This window comes from Leadbettera azotonutricia ZAS-9 (assembly GCF_000214355.1).
Classification (GTDB): domain Bacteria; phylum Spirochaetota; class Spirochaetia; order Treponematales; family Breznakiellaceae; genus Leadbettera; species Leadbettera azotonutricia.
This window is the reverse complement of sequence record NC_015577.1, coordinates 3,785,413-3,802,429: the sequence shown is the minus strand read 5'-3', so window position 1 is coordinate 3,802,429 and position 17,017 is coordinate 3,785,413. Positions and strand designations below refer to the sequence as shown.

14 protein-coding genes and 4 pseudogenes are annotated in these 17,017 nt (G+C 43.3%); 8 read left to right on the top strand and 10 right to left on the bottom strand.

All coding sequences use genetic code 11. From position 1 onward, the window contains the following. Positions 1-23: 23 nt before the first annotated feature. Positions 24-1,286, bottom strand: coding sequence for a peptidase T (gene pepT, locus TREAZ_RS16895; RefSeq protein WP_043923614.1), 1,263 nt, complete (start codon positions 1,284-1,286; stop codon positions 24-26). Positions 1,287-1,365: 79 nt separating this feature from the next. On the opposite strand from pepT, the gene TREAZ_RS16890 reads away from it, so the two are divergent. The 3 genes from TREAZ_RS16890 to TREAZ_RS16880 all read left to right on the top strand — a co-directional run bounded on the left by TREAZ_RS16890 (position 1,366) and on the right by TREAZ_RS16880 (position 3,874). Next, entirely contained in the window at positions 1,366-2,265 is a 900-nt protein-coding gene (locus TREAZ_RS16890; RefSeq protein WP_043923613.1) for a DUF2156 domain-containing protein, read from the top strand. Between the two features lie 77 nt (positions 2,266-2,342). Next, on the top strand, positions 2,343-3,203 hold the full coding sequence (locus tag TREAZ_RS16885) for a DNA adenine methylase (RefSeq protein WP_015713118.1): 861 nt from the start codon (positions 2,343-2,345) through the stop codon (positions 3,201-3,203). Continuing rightward, positions 3,200-3,874, top strand: a complete 675-nt coding sequence (locus tag TREAZ_RS16880; protein ID WP_015713117.1) for a site-2 protease family protein — start codon at positions 3,200-3,202, stop codon at positions 3,872-3,874. The genes TREAZ_RS16885 and TREAZ_RS16880 overlap by 4 nt, the downstream gene beginning before the upstream one ends. Here the strand turns inward: TREAZ_RS16880 and TREAZ_RS16875 are convergent. The 4 genes from TREAZ_RS16875 to TREAZ_RS16860 are packed head-to-tail and all read right to left on the bottom strand — an operon-like array spanning position 3,871 to position 8,438. Next, the gene (locus TREAZ_RS16875) at positions 3,871-4,944 is read right to left on the bottom strand and encodes an erythritol/L-threitol dehydrogenase (RefSeq protein ID WP_015713116.1); all 1,074 of its coding nucleotides are present in this window, start codon (positions 4,942-4,944) and stop codon (positions 3,871-3,873) included. The two genes, TREAZ_RS16880 and TREAZ_RS16875, sit on opposite strands and share 4 nt — an antisense overlap. A 31-nt stretch (positions 4,945-4,975) precedes the next feature. After that, positions 4,976-6,055 (bottom strand): lactonase family protein, encoded by a 1,080-nt coding sequence (locus tag TREAZ_RS16870; protein ID WP_015713115.1) that lies wholly within the window; start codon positions 6,053-6,055, stop codon positions 4,976-4,978. A 1-nt stretch (position 6,056) separates the two neighbouring features. Next, the gene (locus TREAZ_RS16865; protein WP_015713114.1) at positions 6,057-6,959 is read right to left on the bottom strand and encodes an NAD(P)-dependent oxidoreductase; all 903 of its coding nucleotides are present in this window, start codon (positions 6,957-6,959) and stop codon (positions 6,057-6,059) included. A gap of 9 nt (positions 6,960-6,968) precedes the next feature. Further along, positions 6,969-8,438 carry a four-carbon acid sugar kinase family protein gene (locus tag TREAZ_RS16860; RefSeq protein ID WP_015713113.1) on the bottom strand — a complete coding sequence of 490 codons (1,470 nt, stop codon included), beginning with the start codon at positions 8,436-8,438 and terminating at the stop codon, positions 6,969-6,971. A gap of 251 nt (positions 8,439-8,689) precedes the next feature. Between TREAZ_RS16860 and TREAZ_RS18815 the strand changes: the two are divergent. Then, a pseudogene (locus TREAZ_RS18815) lies at positions 8,690-9,138 on the top strand (transposase); the annotation flags it as partial. A 106-nt stretch (positions 9,139-9,244) separates the two neighbouring features. Here TREAZ_RS18815 and TREAZ_RS16845 read toward each other — a convergent pair. The 3 genes from TREAZ_RS16845 to TREAZ_RS18155 are packed head-to-tail and all read right to left on the bottom strand — an operon-like array spanning position 9,245 to position 11,876. After that, positions 9,245-9,997, bottom strand: a complete 753-nt coding sequence (locus TREAZ_RS16845) for a hypothetical protein (protein ID WP_015713109.1) — start codon at positions 9,995-9,997, stop codon at positions 9,245-9,247. Beyond that, positions 9,998-11,623 (bottom strand): N-6 DNA methylase family protein, encoded by a 1,626-nt coding sequence (locus TREAZ_RS16840; protein WP_043923173.1) that lies wholly within the window; start codon positions 11,621-11,623, stop codon positions 9,998-10,000. A 40-nt stretch (positions 11,624-11,663) separates the two neighbouring features. Then, on the bottom strand, positions 11,664-11,876 hold the full coding sequence (locus tag TREAZ_RS18155; RefSeq protein WP_015713107.1) for a hypothetical protein: 213 nt from the start codon (positions 11,874-11,876) through the stop codon (positions 11,664-11,666). A 120-nt stretch (positions 11,877-11,996) separates the two neighbouring features. On the opposite strand from TREAZ_RS18155, the pseudogene TREAZ_RS16835 reads away from it, so the two are divergent. From TREAZ_RS16835 to TREAZ_RS16820, 4 genes and pseudogenes are all read left to right on the top strand, one after another. After that, positions 11,997-12,752: pseudogene (locus TREAZ_RS16835) on the top strand (IS256 family transposase); the annotation flags it as partial. A gap of 61 nt (positions 12,753-12,813) precedes the next feature. Next, positions 12,814-13,569 (top strand): annotated as a pseudogene (locus TREAZ_RS16830) (IS256 family transposase); the annotation flags it as partial. 61 nt (positions 13,570-13,630) lie between these two features. Then, on the top strand, positions 13,631-14,872 hold the full coding sequence (locus tag TREAZ_RS16825; RefSeq protein ID WP_015709764.1) for an IS256 family transposase: 1,242 nt from the start codon (positions 13,631-13,633) through the stop codon (positions 14,870-14,872). Between the two features lie 37 nt (positions 14,873-14,909). Further along, a pseudogene (locus tag TREAZ_RS16820) lies at positions 14,910-15,404 on the top strand (IS256 family transposase); the annotation flags it as partial. 378 nt (positions 15,405-15,782) lie between these two features. Here the strand turns inward: TREAZ_RS16820 and TREAZ_RS16815 are convergent. Both TREAZ_RS16815 and TREAZ_RS16810 read right to left on the bottom strand, forming a co-directional pair. Continuing rightward, the gene (locus TREAZ_RS16815; RefSeq protein ID WP_245535135.1) at positions 15,783-16,037 is read right to left on the bottom strand and encodes a transposase; all 255 of its coding nucleotides are present in this window, start codon (positions 16,035-16,037) and stop codon (positions 15,783-15,785) included. Next, positions 16,028-16,918, bottom strand: a complete 891-nt coding sequence (locus TREAZ_RS16810; protein ID WP_052297713.1) for a transposase — start codon at positions 16,916-16,918, stop codon at positions 16,028-16,030. The genes TREAZ_RS16815 and TREAZ_RS16810 overlap by 10 nt, the downstream gene beginning before the upstream one ends. Between the last annotated feature and the right edge of the window lie 99 nt (positions 16,919-17,017).

Below are 17,017 nucleotides of genomic sequence, written 5' to 3'. Positions count from 1 at the left end.
CTTATATCACATGCAAGTATAATTTAATTATTTCCCCAAAGACGTATAAGTTCTGCTGTTAATTGACAGGCTGCAGCCATTTCAGGGATAGAAACCCACTCAAGGCGGCTGTGGGCATTGCGCCCGCCGGTAAAAATATTCGGGGTGGGTATGCCGAGTTCGGTAAGGCGTGAGCCATCGGTGCCGCCGCGTATGGGTTTTTGATGGATCTCTATGCCCAGATTATTGAAGGCGGTTTTCAATTTTTCCAGGATTTCGGGTTTTTCATTTATCTTTTCCTTCATATTAAAATACTGGGCCTTGGCCTGTACGCTTACTTTGCCGCCGGAAAATTGGGATTCTACAGCCCGGGCAAATACGTCGAGGGCAGCGACCCGCCTCTCTGCGCCTTTGCTGTCAAAGTCGCGGATGAATACTTCGAGGACAGCGTTTTCGATATCCCCGTGAATTTCAAGAGGGCAGTAATAGCCGTAATAGGCATCGGTGGCTTCGGGACTTTCGGAACGGGGGAGCATGGCGGCGAAAGAGGCAGCCATGCTGGCGGCGTTCGCCATGATGCCCCTGGCCGTCCCAAGGTGCATGGATTTGCCGGTAAATTTGATATTGGCGCCCCAGGCATTGAAGCACTCAATCTCAAGTTCACCTATTGGGCCGCCGTCAAGGGTAAAGCAGGCTTTGGACTTGAGCGTTGCGAGGGGAAATTCGGGGAGCCCTTTGCCGGTTTCTTCGTCAGGAGTAAAAATAAGTTCAACAGTTCCGTGGGAAATTTCCGGATGCTTCAAGAGATATTCAACGGCGCCCATAATTGCCGCAATGCCTGCCTTGTCATCGCCCCCGAGGAGGGTACTGCCGTCGGTGTGGATCAGGGCTTTGCTTTTTTGGGCCGCAAGATCGGCATCGGCTGCAGGATCGAGGGAAAGGCCGGCTCCAAGAATTATGGGCTTGCCATCGTAGTTTTCTATTACCTGGGCTTTTATGTTCTCCCCTGAGACTTCGCTTGAAGTATCAAGGTGCGCGAGAAATCCCACTGCGGGAATGGATTCTTTGCCGGGGCTTGCGGGAAGCCGGGCGATCACATAGCAGTGATCCGTCAGCTCTATATCTTTGAGGCCCAAGCCTTTTAGCTCTTCCACAAGATACTTCGCTAAATCCCACTGGCCCGGTGTCGAGGGGGTGGCCTCTTCGTGGCGATCGCTCGTGGTGTTAAAGCCCACATATTTTAGAAAACGGCTTGTTGTGAGCTGGGTAAAAATCTTTTTGTCTTCATTGATGATGGCGGTATTCATATAAAAAGTATGATCCAAAAGGGAAGTTTTTTCAACATTGCTTATTGCCCCCCTGGGCAAAGTTTTCTATACTGTATACATGTCCATACCATGTTTTCCTGAATTTGTGCCCCTCACCATGGAATTGAAAAATGAGATGCACCCGAAGCTTTCCCTTACCCCTGACGGGGTCTCGGAATTCACCTTTGCGGGCCTCTACCTGTTCAGGAAGCGTTACAGTTACAGGGTTTCTAAAATCGAGGATAAAACCTTCATAATATCGGGCATTCAGCCCCCCCACGGCGAAGGTGAAACCGCCCGTCCTTTTTTTATGACTCCCTGCGCGGCCCCAGGCAAAGGCATATTGGAGGAGCTTCTTAAGACCCATGACTTCTGGAAGAATATATCCGACTCGGTGCTTATACCAGTGAGGGAGCGCCTTGAAGCCTGGGGGCTTTCCATCACCGAGGATCGTGACAATTTCGATTATCTCTACCCCAGAACGGATCTCGCCGAGCTTGCAGGCAAGAAGTTCCACAAGAAGCGGAACCTCGTTAGCCAGTTCCTTACGCTGTACCCCCGGCATGAAGAAAAGATCCTCACGCCGGAATTAATCCCCGATACCTTTGAGGTGCTTGAAAAATGGAAGCAAACCAGGGGCGACGATGGTGACTATGTTGCTGGCCGGGAAGCTCTGGAGCTTTTTGCGGAGCTCAACCTCAAAGGCGCCATTTATTATATAGAAGGAAAACCTGTTGGCTGGTGCATGGGCGAGCCCATTGCCAGGGGCAGGATCTTCACTATTCATTTTGAAAAAGGCTTGGATGAATACAAGGGTATCTATCAGTTCATTAACCAGGCTTTTGCCGCTTCTCTGCCCGAATATTTTACTTATATAAACCGTGAGCAGGATTTAGGCAGCGAGGGTTTGCGGCAGGCCAAAATGACTTACAGGCCTTCGGGGTTTGTGAGGAAATACACAGGCAGGATTACTGCATGAAAAAGAGATATAAAACTGCACCCATGTCTGCAGTTTTTCTTTGAAAAATGCTTAGATCTACGCAGTTTGGAGCTGATATGGCCGGAAAAAACCTACCGATAAAGCCTTACCTAAAATGGGCCGGTGGGAAAAGGCAATTATTGTCTGAAATAAAAAAACATCTCCCTCAAAATATAAACAGCCTCACCTATTATGAACCTTTTGTCGGCGCAGGCGCAGTACTATTTGACTTGCAGCCCCAAAAAGCAGTGATCAATGATTTTAATACTGAGCTTATCTTGACGTACAGGGTTATAAAAGATCATATAGAAGAACTTATTCAGGAATTGCAAATTCATAAAGAAAAAACCAATGAGGCATATTATTATGAGATTCGGGCAACAGACAGAGACAAAACAGAATTTAATACCTTGAGTGAAATTAAAAGGGCTGCCCGGCTTATTTATCTTAATAAAACTTGTTATAATGGACTCTATAGGGTCAATTCGCAAGGATTGTTTAATGTTCCCTATGGCAGGTATAAAAATCCTGCAATTTGCGAGGAGCCAGTATTGCGTGCCGTTCATAACTATCTCGCCGCAAATGAAATTACCATCACCAGCGGTGATTTTGAAGATGCGGTTAAGAACATCAATAAAGAATCTTTTGTCTATTTTGACCCTCCCTATCACAGCCCGGATAAAACCAATTTTACCGGATACCAGGCTGACGGATTTAATGAGGATGAACAAATAAGGCTAAGGGATACTTTCTTGAATCTGACAAAACAGGGTATTCAATGCTTGTTAAGCAATTCGGATACGCCTTTTATCAGGGAATTATATCAGAACCCTTCTTTTGAAATCATCGCTGTTTTGGCAAAACGAACAATAAATTCAGATGCCGATGGCCGGGGCAAGGTAAACGAAGTGCTGATAAAAAACCGGAGCAATACATGAACTGGCAGAATATACTCAATTCCCTTCCGGGCATCCTGATTGGTCTTACGGTGCATGAATTCAGCCACGCCTGGGCGGCTTACAAGCTGGGGGATTATACGGCAAAGGATCAGGGACGGCTTACGTTTAACCCGCTCAGGCACATAGACCCTATCGGTTTTCTTTTTATCATATTTGCGGGTTTCGGCTGGGCAAAGCCGGTGCAGTTTTCGCCGGATAATTTGAGCCATCCCAGGCGGGACAAGGCTCTTATCGCTGCCGCAGGACCTCTTTCAAATCTTCTGCTGGCTCTGATTTTTATTTTTACCATCAAGGGGTACAGGGCCCTTCTTGAATATTCCTATGATTCCATGAACAGTGATGCGCTTTTTGTATTTCTCCAGTCGGAAACTTTTTATCGGGTAATTATGATCATTCTGCAGGCGGCGGTAATCAACCTGGGGCTTTTTGTTTTTAACCTTTTACCCATTCCGCCTCTGGATGGGAGCCATATCTTTTTCTCGGGCCTCAATTTAAGGCCCGAGACTGAGCGGAGCATCATGAAGATTGGTACTCCCCTGCTCTTTATCATTCTGATTATTCAAAACTATGCAGGGATTACCATACTTCCCATAGGCAAACTTATCTTCGCCATACTGGGCTTTTTTATACCGCAATTGAGGGGAAATTAAAAGGCGAAAGCGACCTTAAAATCCCCATGGGTTCCGGCTGCATATTCAAAGGCTTTTTCCCATTCCTCAATTTTAAAGATATTTGAGACCACGCCGTTTGTTTTAAGATTCCCTTTACTGATGTTCTCAATTACAAAGGGGAAACAATAGGGACTGAGGTGGGCGCCCATAATGTCAAGTTCTTTGGTATCCCCTATGATGGTCCAATCCACGGTTGTAGGCGCGCCGAAGACCGAAAACTCCACGAATTTTCCGAGTTTTCTGATTATCTTAAGGCCCTGAATTACGCTTGAAGGATGCCCCGTGGCTTCGATATACACATCGCAGCCATAACCATTGGTGAGTTTTAAAATTTCCTCCATTAAATCGACTTTGGATGGGTTAAAGATGTGGGTTGCGCCGAATTCCTTCGCCTTTGCAAGACGCTGATCGCTTATGTCGAGGGAGACGAGGGCTTTGGGCCTTTTCATGGCCGCATAGGCTACCATGCCAAGGCCAAGTGTACCGGCGCCTGATATGACAACGACTTCATCGCACTGAATATTGCCCCTGTCCACCGCGTGTTTCGAACAGGAATATGGTTCTATCAGGAGGGCTTGTTCCAGAGGCATGTCCTGGGGAACCCGGTGAATCACTGCATTTTTGGGGTACTTCACATACTCCGCCATACCGCCGGGCAGTTCTTTTCTGAAACCAAATACATTATGCACCTGGCACATCCAGTATTTACCGCTTTTACAGAACATACATTCGCCGCAGGGTACGATTTGATCCGCGGTAATACGTTCGCCCAAAGCGTAACCCTTGACATTGCTTCCCATGGCGGCAATGACGCCGAGGAATTCATGGCCCGGAACAAAGGGAGGCCTGGCGTAGCCGGGCTGTATATCATCACCCCAGAACATGGCGGCTCCATGCCGGCATTTTAAGTCTCCGGCGCAGATGCCGCAGCCCTCGGTTTTGATGATGATATCATCGCTTCCGCATTCGGGAACCGGGTAATCCGGTACGAAACGATAATCCGTCTGGCCGTAAGAAACCAGAGCTTTCATTGTTTTAGGTAAACTCATATAACCTCCGTTAACCTAATATTTTTCCCGGTTAACGAAAAATAACGCAAACCGGAGCAGGAACAGGGTATTCCCGTTTCTTTTCAATACAACCTGAAGTTTCATCCCTGTGGAAAACCACAAGATTGTCTGAATCCTGATTCAGGGCAAGAAGATAATTCCCGTTGGGAGTTATACCGAAGTCCCTTGGGGTTCTTCCCCCCGAGGAAATAGCGTCAATAAAATCAAGAGTATCATCGCGCTTAACTTTAAAAACAGTAATACTGTCATGTCCCCTATTGGAGACATAAACAAAATTTCCATCAGGACTTATCTTTACTGCCGCACAGGTACTTTGGGTTTTACAATTTTCAGGCAGGCAGGAAATGGTTTGAATGTTAATAACGCTTCCATCAATAGAATTATATTTTAAAACATTTAGTGTTGAATCGATCTCATTGACTATGTAAACGCAGGTTCCCCGGGGATTGAAAATCCCATGCCGCGGCCCTGACCCGGGGAGTGAATTATACCAGGGGACATCGGCAGGTTTTAAAGGTTCGGCAGTATTGCTGCTGAATTGATAAGCCATTACACGATCGGTACCAAGATCCATGGCTAAACCAAAAGCGCAGGTTTTGTCAAAGAGGAAAGAATGGGCATGAGGGGCTTCCTGACGGAGAGAGTTCGGACCTTTTCCGCTGAATTGAATAATCTGGCACGGATCGTTTATGGCGCCGTTATGAGCCAGGGGAAAGACGGTAATGCTGCCGCTGTAGTAATTGGCAGCTATAGCATAAGAAGCTCCGCTGTTGATTGCCAGATGGCAGGGGGACTTTCCTTGGGTGGTCTTCTGATTGATAAAATCAAGGCTCCCGTCATTTTTAATACTGTAGACAGAAACCGCGCCGCCCTTCTCTTTTCCGTTGAAATCGTCCAATTCGTTTACGACATAAAGACACTGGCCGGCAGGATGCAGGGAGAGCCATGAAGGATTATCCGCTCTGGCTGCAAGATGCAGATCTTCTACTTCTCCGGTTTTTGCATCCAAAGTAAATGAATAGATCCCCTCGGATTTGGAATTTGAACTCTGGGTATAAGTTCCTATAAATCCGCAGTAAAAGGGGACCATTTTACTTAACTTCCTGATTGAGGAGGGATTCCCAAAGTTTCACTATTGCAGGCTGGGATTTTTTACCGTCCCCATGGGCTCTTGAGGCTTTGAAAATTTCATGAACCAGAGCAGTTACCGGAACCGGGGTGTCTGTATCCTTTGAAAGATTCAGGGCATAGCCAAGATCTTTCCAGTGTATGTCCACAGTACCTCCGGGCTTAAAATCCCGGGAAAGCATGTCTTTTGCTGCTACATCAAGCACTTTTGAACCTGCCCAGCCGCCTTTTATGGCTTCGTAGAGTATTTTAGGATCGAGACCGCTTCTTGCACCAAGGCTGAAAGACTCGGCAATAACCGCGAAGGCTGCCCCGACTATCATCTGGTTTACTGCTTTAGCAGTCTGGCCGGTTCCTACCCCGCCCATGTGAACCACCGAAGCGGCCATAGTACTGCAAAAAGGTTTTATTTCAGCAAAGACCTCTTCTTTTGCCCCTGCCATGAACGAAAGGGTCCCGTCAATAGCCGCCTTCTCGCCCCCCGAAACCGGAGTATCGGCAAAGTCGATTCCCATTTTTTCAAGTTCCAGGGCTAAAACTTTTACTACCGTTACTTCAGTAGTGGAAGTATCGGCAATTATGCTTCCGGATTTAAGAATGGGAGAAAGACTTGTAATTACATTCTGCACTATGGAAGAATTTGGCAAAGAAAGGAAAATCAAATCCGTGGAACCCATATCCGTAATACTTGAAGCGCCTGCGGCAGCAGCACCCCTGGTTTCGGCAGCCTTTACCAGGGCTTCTGTTTTTGCCTTGTCAACATCAAAGACAATCAGCTTAACCCCGGCAGGCATCTTTTGCGCCAAATTGAGGGCCATATTATGACCCATTACCCCAAGCCCAATAAAACCAACAATTTTAATCATTTCTTTTCCTTATAGCAGCATTTCTACTATTTTTTTAAGGCTGTCTTCTTCTCCCACGTTTCCCGGAAAGATAATGTAGGGAGTTTTGGGAAAACGGCTTTCGGCGCCTGTAAGCCAGACAGGTATGCCGGGCAAAACCTGTCCCAAAACAAGGGCTTTTTTCACTTTCAGGGCTTTGGTACCAATTTCACTTGAAGTGATACCGCCCTTGGAGATGATGAACCGGGGCCTTCCCGGAAGATTCGTAACAAAGCTTGTTACCGCATTTGCTATTTTTACCGCTACCCGGAGTTCATCTTCCTTTTTCCCGGTGTTAAGATCAAAACGGTTTCTGCAGGTGAATACCGCTGTCGTACGCCCGGCTTCGATAGAATCATTGCAGAGTTTTTGCACCCGGTTTATTTCTTCGTTAAATTTTTCATCGTCCAATACAAGATGGGTATTGAATTCGATGGCGCTGATGTTTTTATTTTCCAAAAGCAGTTCAAGCTGGCGTGTGGTTTTTTTTACATGAGAACCTATGACCACAAGGCCGCCCCGCTTGTTTCCCGTATCAAGCAAATCATTCTTATTAAGAAGGGGTTTCTCGCCGATATTACCGAGAACTTTGGGAATTGCTGCCGCAGACCGTATGATAAAGTGTTTACCATTATCCAAAGCCTGATAAAGTGCGGCGCAGAAGATCCTGATATCACTGTAATCCAGGGCGTTTACAACCACTTTACCGAAATCTTTTACCCCCATAAGGAGGGCCGTCACCTTCTCTGCCCCTGTCTGCCTTATATCCTCAATGGAAACGGCTGTCACCTTTGCCGCAGGAAAGACGCCGGGGGAGAAATCGCTCCCGGTCATTTCTTCCACCCACTCGGTCAAATCAGAATGATGATAACCGAAAGTTTTATCCCCGGCGAACTCGGTTTGGGCTGCAGGAACCAAGACGTCACCGGTCTTGACATAGTGGATGTTCCCCGCAGTATAGCGCCCCCCCTCAATAAAAAAAGGACAGATGATTTCGCCGTCAAAACAAAAATTTGGATTGTCGGAATGGCATTCAGCCTCTATCGCATCTTTGAGAGTTTGGGTTTCCAGGGGATAGTGGCCCCTCAGGGTAGAATCAGAACGGCTGATAAGTATAAATTCACGGCCTTTCTTTTTGGCAATTTTTGCTATGGTTTGGCCAATTTCACTATGAACCTTTGCGGTTTCAGCGGAGCCCATGCTCCGGGAATTGGTAAGGATGAAAAACAGGACGCCGGGCTCGTCAAACCCCGCTTCGATGCTTGAAGCGTCCCAGCCTGTGTACACACTGACCCCATGGACAGTTTGTACCCCCGTGGGATCGTCGTCGAGGACGATGATTTTACGTTTTTTGCTTTCGATTTCCCCGGCGATAAACGCAGCGGCTTTTTCCGCCTCGGCGGAATTGGCCGGCCCATACCGGGCGAGCATTTCTGTTAAGGGTATATCTTTTTCTGACATCCACAGAAGGATACCATAAAGATCAAAGCCATAACAATAAGCCCTATGGATATCCTTAAACTATATGACCCGGACTTTTGCGTCAATTCCTAACCTTTGAATAGCCCCATATCCTTGAGCATTTGTCTCATTTCCTGTATTTGCAGGTCTTTCCTGGTCTTATCCGCAAAATAACGGAAATAACAGGCCCACCTTTCTTTGCCGCTCATGGCAGCCACCGGTTTGTCTGCTATCTTCTCTATTTTTTTTTAATAGCTGATTCTGCCAGTCAAATCATTGTTTCTGTAGAAGCCTTCGGCTCCGGGAGTGAGAGCCAGCATTTTCCTTCAATGCTTGATTCCCTTAATGAAAATATGCGGATGGTAACCGGTAAAGAAGAACCGCTCAAAAAGCGTTGGTCACCGGAGATGCCGGCTATTTCTCTGAAAATAATTTACAGGAAGCGGCGAAGCGGAATATTGAGGTACTTATCCCGGACCAGCAATTCCGCAAACGGGATCCTTGTTTCGACAACCGGAAAGGCCATGGAGTGAACCGGTTTACTGTTCGGGATTTTACCTACAACAAAGAAAATAATACTTTCCTCTGTCCAAATAAAAAAATACTTATATATAAAGGATTTGTTAAGCTCAACCGGAATAGCGGAGATAAGTATCAGGCATCCCCTGGGGGTAAAACGCATATGCGGACTTTATATCTTGCCATGATTTACTATTTTATCATGGCTTTTTATTTTTGTAAATTCCTTTTTGTCAAAAAGGGGCTTTTTCTGCAACCTGGTTATGTGCTGGTTTTTTCCTTTTATATTATGCTTCAAACTGTTCAATAACTGCCTGTCTTATACCTCTGCTGTTAACCATATATTCTTTAATGGAACTAATATTTGCATTTGTTATCATTATTTGACCCTCATATATCTCCGCTTTATCATAATCTTTTTCTCTCTTTGATGTGTTTTCATTCCGATGTTGTGGTGTAAAATCATGATGCTTTTGTATAACACTATTCTTTAAAACCCAATATTTAATACTGTCACGATATGCTGCAATCCATATAAAAACATCACAACAGGAAGGCTTCAATTGTTGAAAATTCATCAAAAAATTACCTTTTGATTTTGAAGAAAAAGCCTTAACAATCATCGGCTCATCAGCCTTGTCTCTATCTTGGGCACGCGATGCTTTTACTTCAACTTTAATATTTCCGTTGGGACAAGGTAAATATAAGTCATATTCAAGTTGATAGGTAGGATCGATTTTTTTATTGGGCCTCTGCAAGCATGGTTCTAATGACATTAGATGGCTTAGTCCCCAAGTATCTCCAAAAGTACGAGGTGCCATTTCAAAAAGATATAGGTATAAATTTCTATTGATATAGGTATCGCGCAGTTCTAAATAGTCATCAAAAGACAATACATTTTTCGAAAGCAATGTTGATATGATATATTCATATTTACTAAAAGGATATACAGAACTAATATTTTCCAATTCCATCCTAAAATTGATTGAATTATTCAATTTGTCAATCAACGTATCAAGTTCTTTTTCAAGTGTTTCCATTTAGATTTCTTCTTTAATGTAGACATACTGCTTATTATCTAGCGAAAAATAATTACAAATAATTTTATCTATACTTTCCTGAAATGTTTGCATGTTTTCTTCTTCAAGAATCATTTTTTGATACATATCATAAATATTTTTATGTTCATTTGTGGTTAGAATTGGTAATGGCATATCTTGTAAATGCGATTTTAAAACCTTGCAAGAATGAAATTTCTTTTTGAAAATAAATGAATATATATCACTATTAAATAAACCTACAATTGTTTCCATGGGGTAATTGACGGAAATAAAAATATTAGCGCTATTCAAAACAAGAGCATTACTACAATCAAGCGTACAAATCAATGTATCACTAATAAATCGATATGCTATTTTTTTTTGTCGATAATATTCAATTGGTGCAATTTGTTGATAAGCGCCGGGATTAAATACAATATAACATTGTGGCAATTCATAGTAATACTTTTGTATATCCTTACCACGAAATATTGGCTCTGTTTGTTCGGTAGGATTTTGTAATATATGTTTTGCATTATTTCCCGTAACAACACCGAGAGCAAATGACGTGTCTTTTTTCAAATTAACATGAGGAGTATTATATATTTTATTTATTAAGAGAAAATCTCGAGTCTTAATATTTGCACTGATAATGTAATCAGGTGAAGTGATACTTTTTTTTGACAATTGATATATGTTATTATCCTTATCCTCAACATGTATATTCTCATCTGCCCTTTCAGTCTCAATATGGAATAAAATACTTTCGGATAAAACACCCTTAAAAGCGTTGCCAAGTAATTTAATTGACAGCTTATTGTTTTTCTTTAAGATATAATTTCTAATATTGTGATGTGCCGCTACATTTAAGAAACTATGCGGAAGAAAGAAATATAATTCCCCATTATTTTTTAGCATACCTATTGCATTATATAGAGCAATACTAAATATTTCATTTGTTTCAATTTCCGGGTACAATTTTAGGAGATATTCTTTTTGAGACTTTGTCCATTTGCTGCCCCATGGTGGATTAGTAACAATAACGTCAAAATCTTCTTTTAGTTTTTGATTAAATAAATTGTCTGAATCAACAAGCGCTATATCTTGTTTCAGTATATTTGGCAATATATTTTTATTATCAAAAAACAGAACAAGGTTTATAAAACATATTTTTAAAGCTATTTCATCGATATCCCGTGCAAATATTTTTGAAGGATCATGTGCTTTTGTTAATACTCTAATCAATATACCGCCACTACCACAACACGGGTCGAGAATGGTTTTATTCTTGGGTATATTTATTCCGCTTAATAATTCAGATGGAGTATAATATGATCCAAGCGTTGATTTTTGAGAAATGCTTTGAATAGATTGATAAAATGCTCCTAGAATATCGTCATTTTGATTGATTATTTCATATTCTGAATAGAGTGATTTAACTAAAGCAGGATTTTTACTTTCCATTATCCATGCCGACAAAAATGAATCAAGAGGCGTGTCCATATTTATTTGCCAATTATTATTTATTATTTTATTTGCTCGTAAGATTGTTAATACCAATGCTAATACACCATCGTTTAACGACAATCCTGACATTTCAAATTCTGTTACTAAGTTATTTAACATTATCTTTCGTGATTTTTCTGTTATTCCTAGATAACATATATTATTTTTTTTCTAATAATGACCTATTAGCCCGAGAATTTAAACGCGATGGTTCATCTTTTATTCCATTTATGATAGATACAAATGTACTTTGACTATAATGATCCAGAATATCAGGAGGGGGAATAACCTGTGTTTTTATCCAATTATTAACAGTAGCTAAAGAGATACCGAGTTTTTCCCCAATATGCTCTTTTTTTAACAAATTCGCCATGAGTAAAGCATATAATAACGTATAAATTTTGTCAATTGGTTCATTTAATGGTATATTTTTGGGCCTGTCCTGAAGTTTGTGTAAATGGCCAAAATATGGTAGAAATACCAAGGAGACAAAATGGCCAGTACACGAAAACTGAAAGAGAAGGATCTGATCGACCAAATACTCGATCAGATAGACCTTAAAGGAATGACCCAGGAAGAAATCCTTGGACAGGAAGGATTATTAAAGCATCTGACAGGGAAGCTGCTAAGCCGTGTCATGAATGCTGAAATGGACGAGCATTTGGGGTATGAAAAGAATTCCAACGCCGGGGACAATTCGGGGGACAGCCGAAACGGGTACAGTGAAAAGACAGTCCTGACAGAGAATCAGAGTGCAGTGATACAGGTACCACGGGACCGCAATGGAACGTTCGAACCCAAGATACTGGCGAAACACCAAAGACGGCTCCCTATATTTAACGACCAGGTTATTTCGATGTATTCCTTTGGGATGACCGACCGGGATATTAAATCACACCTGGAAAAAATATATAACGTGGAAGTCTCCCCTGAATTGATAAGCCGTGTCACTGCAGCGGTGATGGAAGAAGTGAAGGAGTGGCAGAATCGGCAGCTGGAAAAATCTTATGCCATCGTGTATTTGGACGCCCTGAGGGTCAAGACCAAACAGGACGGGAAAAGCTGTACCAAGAGCGTCTATGTGGCTCTGGGAGTGAATTTCGAGGGTCAGAAGGAGGTATTGGGCCTTTGGATAGCGGAGAACGAAGGGGCTAAGTTCTGGATGGGCGTCCTGAACGAAATAAAGAACCGGGGAGTGGAAGACATACTCATCGCTTGCATGGACGGCCTTACCGGTTTCCCCGAAGCGGGGGCCTGTCCTGAAGTTTGTGTAAATGGCCAAAATATGGTAGAAATACCAAGGAGACAAAATGGCCAGTACACGAAAACTGAAAGAGAAGGATCTGATCGACCAAATACTCGATCAGATAGACCTTAAAGGAATGACCCAGGAAGAAATCCTTGGACAGGAAGGATTATTAAAGCATCTGACAGGGAAGCTGCTAAGCCGTGTCATGAATGCTGAAATGGACGAGCATTTGGGGTATGAAAAGAATTCCAACGCCGGGGACAATTCGGGGGACAGCCGAAACGGGTACAGTGAAAAGACAGTCCTGACAGAGAATCAGAGTGCAGTGATACAGGTACCACGGGACCGCAATGGAACGTTCGAACCCAAGATACTGGCGAAACACCAAAGACGGCTCCCTATATTTAACGACCAGGTTATTTCGATGTATTCCTTTGGGATGACCGACCGGGATATTAAATCACACCTGGAAAAAATATATAACGTGGAAGTCTCCCCTGAATTGATAAGCCGTGTCACTGCAGCGGTGATGGAAGAAGTGAAGGAGTGGCAGAATCGGCAGCTGGAAAAATCTTATGCCATCGTGTATTTGGACGCCCTGAGGGTCAAGACCAAACAGGACGGGAAAAGCTGTACCAAGAGCGTCTATGTGGCTCTGGGAGTGAATTTCGAGGGTCAGAAGGAGGTATTGGGCCTTTGGATAGCGGAGAACGAAGGGGCTAAGTTCTGGATGGGCGTCCTGAACGAAATAAAGAACCGGGGAGTGGAAGACATACTCATCGCTTGCATGGACGGCCTTACCGGTTTCCCCGAAGCGGGGGCCTGTCCTGAAGTTTGTGTAAATGGCCAAAATATGGTAGAAATACCAAGGAGACAAAATGGCCAGTACACGAAAACTGAAAGAGAAGGATCTGATCGACCAAATACTCGATCAGATAGACCTTAAAGGAATGACCCAGGAAGAAATCCTTGGACAGGAAGGATTATTAAAGCATCTGACAGGGAAGCTGCTAAGCCGTGTCATGAATGCTGAAATGGACGAGCATTTGGGGTATGAAAAGAATTCCAACGCCGGGGACAATTCGGGGGACAGCCGAAACGGGTACAGTGAAAAGACAGTCCTGACAGAGAATCAGAGTGCAGTGATACAGGTACCACGGGACCGCAATGGAACGTTCGAACCCAAGATACTGGCGAAACACCAAAGACGGCTCCCTATATTTAACGACCAGGTTATTTCGATGTATTCCTTTGGGATGACCGACCGGGATATTAAATCACACCTGGAAAAAATATATAACGTGGAAGTCTCCCCTGAATTGATAAGCCGTGTCACTGCAGCGGTGATGGAAGAAGTGAAGGAGTGGCAGAATCGGCAGCTGGAAAAATCTTATGCCATCGTGTATTTGGACGCCCTGAGGGTCAAGACCAAACAGGACGGGAAAAGCTGTACCAAGAGCGTCTATGTGGCTCTGGGAGTGAATTTCGAGGGTCAGAAGGAGGTATTGGGCCTTTGGATAGCGGAGAACGAAGGGGCTAAGTTCTGGATGGGCGTCCTGAACGAAATAAAGAACCGGGGAGTGGAAGACATACTCATCGCTTGCATGGACGGCCTTACCGGTTTCCCCGAAGCGGTTCGGGCAGTATTTCCCAAGACCCGTATCCAATTGTGCATTGTCCACATGGTGCGTAATTCCACCAAGTTTGTTTCCTGGAAAGACCTGAAAAAAATCTGTGCCGATCTTAAGGCCATATATTCGGCAGCCACCGAGGAAGCCGGCCGTGACGCACTGGAAGAATTCGGCAAGATATGGGATGCCAAGTACCCGATGATATACCAGTCCTGGGATACCCACTGGGATGACTTAAGCGAGTTCTTTAAATACCCGCCTGAAATCCGCAAGGCAATTTACACGACAAATGCAATTGAGTCATTAAATTACCAGCTGCGAAAAGTCACAAAAAACCGCTCGACATTTCCGAACGATGATGCTATATTTAAGATATTGTATTTGGCAATTAGGAATGCGTCAGAGAAATGGACAATGCCGGTACGGGATTGGGGGATGGCGCTCAACCAATTCGCTATTATTTTTGGCAATGAACGGGTTCCGTTCTAAATAATTCATTGCCATTTACACAAAAATTCGGACACGTCCCGAAGCGGTTCGGGCAGTATTTCCCAAGACCCGTATCCAATTGTGCATTGTCCACATGGTGCGTAATTCCACCAAGTTTGTTTCCTGGAAAGACCTGAAAAAAATCTGTGCCGATCTTAAGGCCATATATTCGGCAGCCACCGAGGAAGCCGGCCGTGACGCACTGGAAGAATTCGGCAAGATATGGGATGCCAAGTACCCGATGATATACCAGTCCTGGGATACCCACTGGGATGACTTAAGCGAGTTCTTTAAATACCCGCCTGAAATCCGCAAGGCAATTTACACGACAAATGCAATTGAGTCATTAAATTACCAGCTGCGAAAAGTCACAAAAAACCGCTCGACATTTCCGAACGATGATGCTATATTTAAGATATTGTATTTGGCAATTAGGAATGCGTCAGAGAAATGGACAATGCCGGTACGGGATTGGGGGATGGCGCTCAACCAATTCGCTATTATTTTTGGCAATGAACGGGTTCCGTTCTAAATAATTCATTGCCATTTACACAAAAATTCGGACACGTCCATATTTTTGCAGACTAAGGTGAAAAAACTTGCACAGACCTGTTGAAGTTGTCGGACGAATACCTATAAAGAGCCCCTGCTCTTTATTTGTTTTTTTATATCTTGCCATGATTTGCTATTCTATCATGGCTTTTTATTTTTGTAAATTCCTTTTTGCCAAAAAAGGGCTTTTTCTGCAGTCTGGTTGAGACTGCTGAAAAACCTTGCTTTTATCATCTGAATTAAAACCTAAATAGTATTTTTTTACTCGTATTGATTTATAATCATATTATTATTCAGAACTTTGAAACGAATATTCAAATAAGACATTTTATTCGCTTTTTTCTTCCTGTTATCTTCCTTATACCGCATTTTTCTTCCCTTTTGCCTGCTGGAATTTGCCTATGTTATGCATTATGCAATATAGTTTCCACTGTATGTCTACTTTCGCTTTACTCCTCATCGTAAACCTGTCCATCCCTTTGCAATACGTAATATCCGCAAATACCGGTTCGATTATTTGCATCCTCTTGCTGTATATCTTCCGGTATTCTTTCTTGTCTATCTTTTCCCGCATTTCCTGTGAAAGGTTTCTTTCATATTCTCTCACCGGTATATATAATGTCCTGTAGTTTTTCTTTTTGCTCCGTATGCATTTGTCTTTATACGGACAAAATATTGTCCTTCCGCTGCGCTTCCGTTCGCGTCAGCGGCTATTATTACCTGATTCTTGCTGTCCGCTACCGCAAGCCCGTTATACCCTTGTATATAACCGTGGGGCCCTTTTATTTTCCCGCTTTCATTATCGGTTATATTCGATTTTACCGTCTCTCCCCCGGCTCCTTTCCGTTCTTCCTGGGTTAATATAAAGTTTCGTATCCGAGAAGCCGCCGCTTCCAGCCGTTCCAACTTCTCTTCTTCCCTTTCCTGTTCCTTTGCCGATATCCGGTCCTTGTTTTTATGTTCTTCCACTATCTTTTCGCACATCGCCTTTATTTTGTCATATTTTTTCTTTAATTCCTTTTTTATCCCTGACCATTCCTTTGCCGCATTCGAAGGAAGTCGGCAGCCGTCTATGGCAAACATTTTCCCTTTTATCAATCCCATTTCAGAGCATACCATAAGCACTTCGGTGAATAGTTTTTCAATCTCTCCGCTCATTCCCGATATAAAATTTGAAATTGTAGTGTAATGGGGTTCCGCATCTTCTGCCAAGGCCTTAACTACCATGTTGTCATGGCACATTTTCGCTATCTTTCGTGAAGTGATTACCCCTAATGAATAGCTATAGAGGACAATTTTCAGTAGAATACGGGGCTCAATTGCACCCGCCCCGGTTTCATCGTTGTTATACTTTCGGTCGAATATACCAAGATCTATCTTTTTATCAAATAATTCCTGCAACGTATGCTCAAATGTTCCCGGAACTATTTGATCTTTTAAGTTTACTGCTGTAAAGAGCCCCTGCTCTTTATTTGTTTTTTTATATCTTGCCATGATTTACCATTTTATCATGGCTTTTTATTTTTGTAAATTCCTTTTTGTCAAAAAGGGGCTTTTTCTGCAGCCTGGTTAAGCGAAGTGGGGCGTACTACA

What these genes read in the sequence shown, in the direction of transcription:
- TREAZ_RS16860 (WP_015713113.1), bottom strand. Translation starts at nt 8,438, where the DNA reads ATGTCAGAAAAAGATATACCCTTAACAGAAATGCTCGCCCGGTATGGG.
- TREAZ_RS16890 (WP_043923613.1), top strand. Translation starts at nt 1,366, where the DNA reads ATGTCCATACCATGTTTTCCTGAATTTGTGCCCCTCACCATGGAATTG.
- TREAZ_RS16840 (WP_043923173.1), bottom strand. Translation starts at nt 11,623, where the DNA reads ATGTTAAATAACTTAGTAACAGAATTTGAAATGTCAGGATTGTCGTTA.
- TREAZ_RS16880 (WP_015713117.1), top strand. Translation starts at nt 3,200, where the DNA reads ATGAACTGGCAGAATATACTCAATTCCCTTCCGGGCATCCTGATTGGT.
- TREAZ_RS16885 (WP_015713118.1), top strand. Translation starts at nt 2,343, where the DNA reads ATGGCCGGAAAAAACCTACCGATAAAGCCTTACCTAAAATGGGCCGGT.
- pepT (WP_043923614.1), bottom strand. Translation starts at nt 1,286, where the DNA reads ATGAATACCGCCATCATCAATGAAGACAAAAAGATTTTTACCCAGCTC.
- TREAZ_RS16810 (WP_052297713.1), bottom strand. Translation starts at nt 16,918, where the DNA reads ATGGCAAGATATAAAAAAACAAATAAAGAGCAGGGGCTCTTTACAGCA.
- TREAZ_RS16870 (WP_015713115.1), bottom strand. Translation starts at nt 6,055, where the DNA reads ATGGTCCCCTTTTACTGCGGATTTATAGGAACTTATACCCAGAGTTCA.
- TREAZ_RS16875 (WP_015713116.1), bottom strand. Translation starts at nt 4,944, where the DNA reads ATGAGTTTACCTAAAACAATGAAAGCTCTGGTTTCTTACGGCCAGACG.
- TREAZ_RS16845 (WP_015713109.1), bottom strand. Translation starts at nt 9,997, where the DNA reads ATGGAAACACTTGAAAAAGAACTTGATACGTTGATTGACAAATTGAAT.
- TREAZ_RS16825 (WP_015709764.1), top strand. Translation starts at nt 13,631, where the DNA reads ATGGCCAGTACACGAAAACTGAAAGAGAAGGATCTGATCGACCAAATA.
- TREAZ_RS16865 (WP_015713114.1), bottom strand. Translation starts at nt 6,959, where the DNA reads ATGATTAAAATTGTTGGTTTTATTGGGCTTGGGGTAATGGGTCATAAT.
- TREAZ_RS18155 (WP_015713107.1), bottom strand. Translation starts at nt 11,876, where the DNA reads ATGGCGAATTTGTTAAAAAAAGAGCATATTGGGGAAAAACTCGGTATC.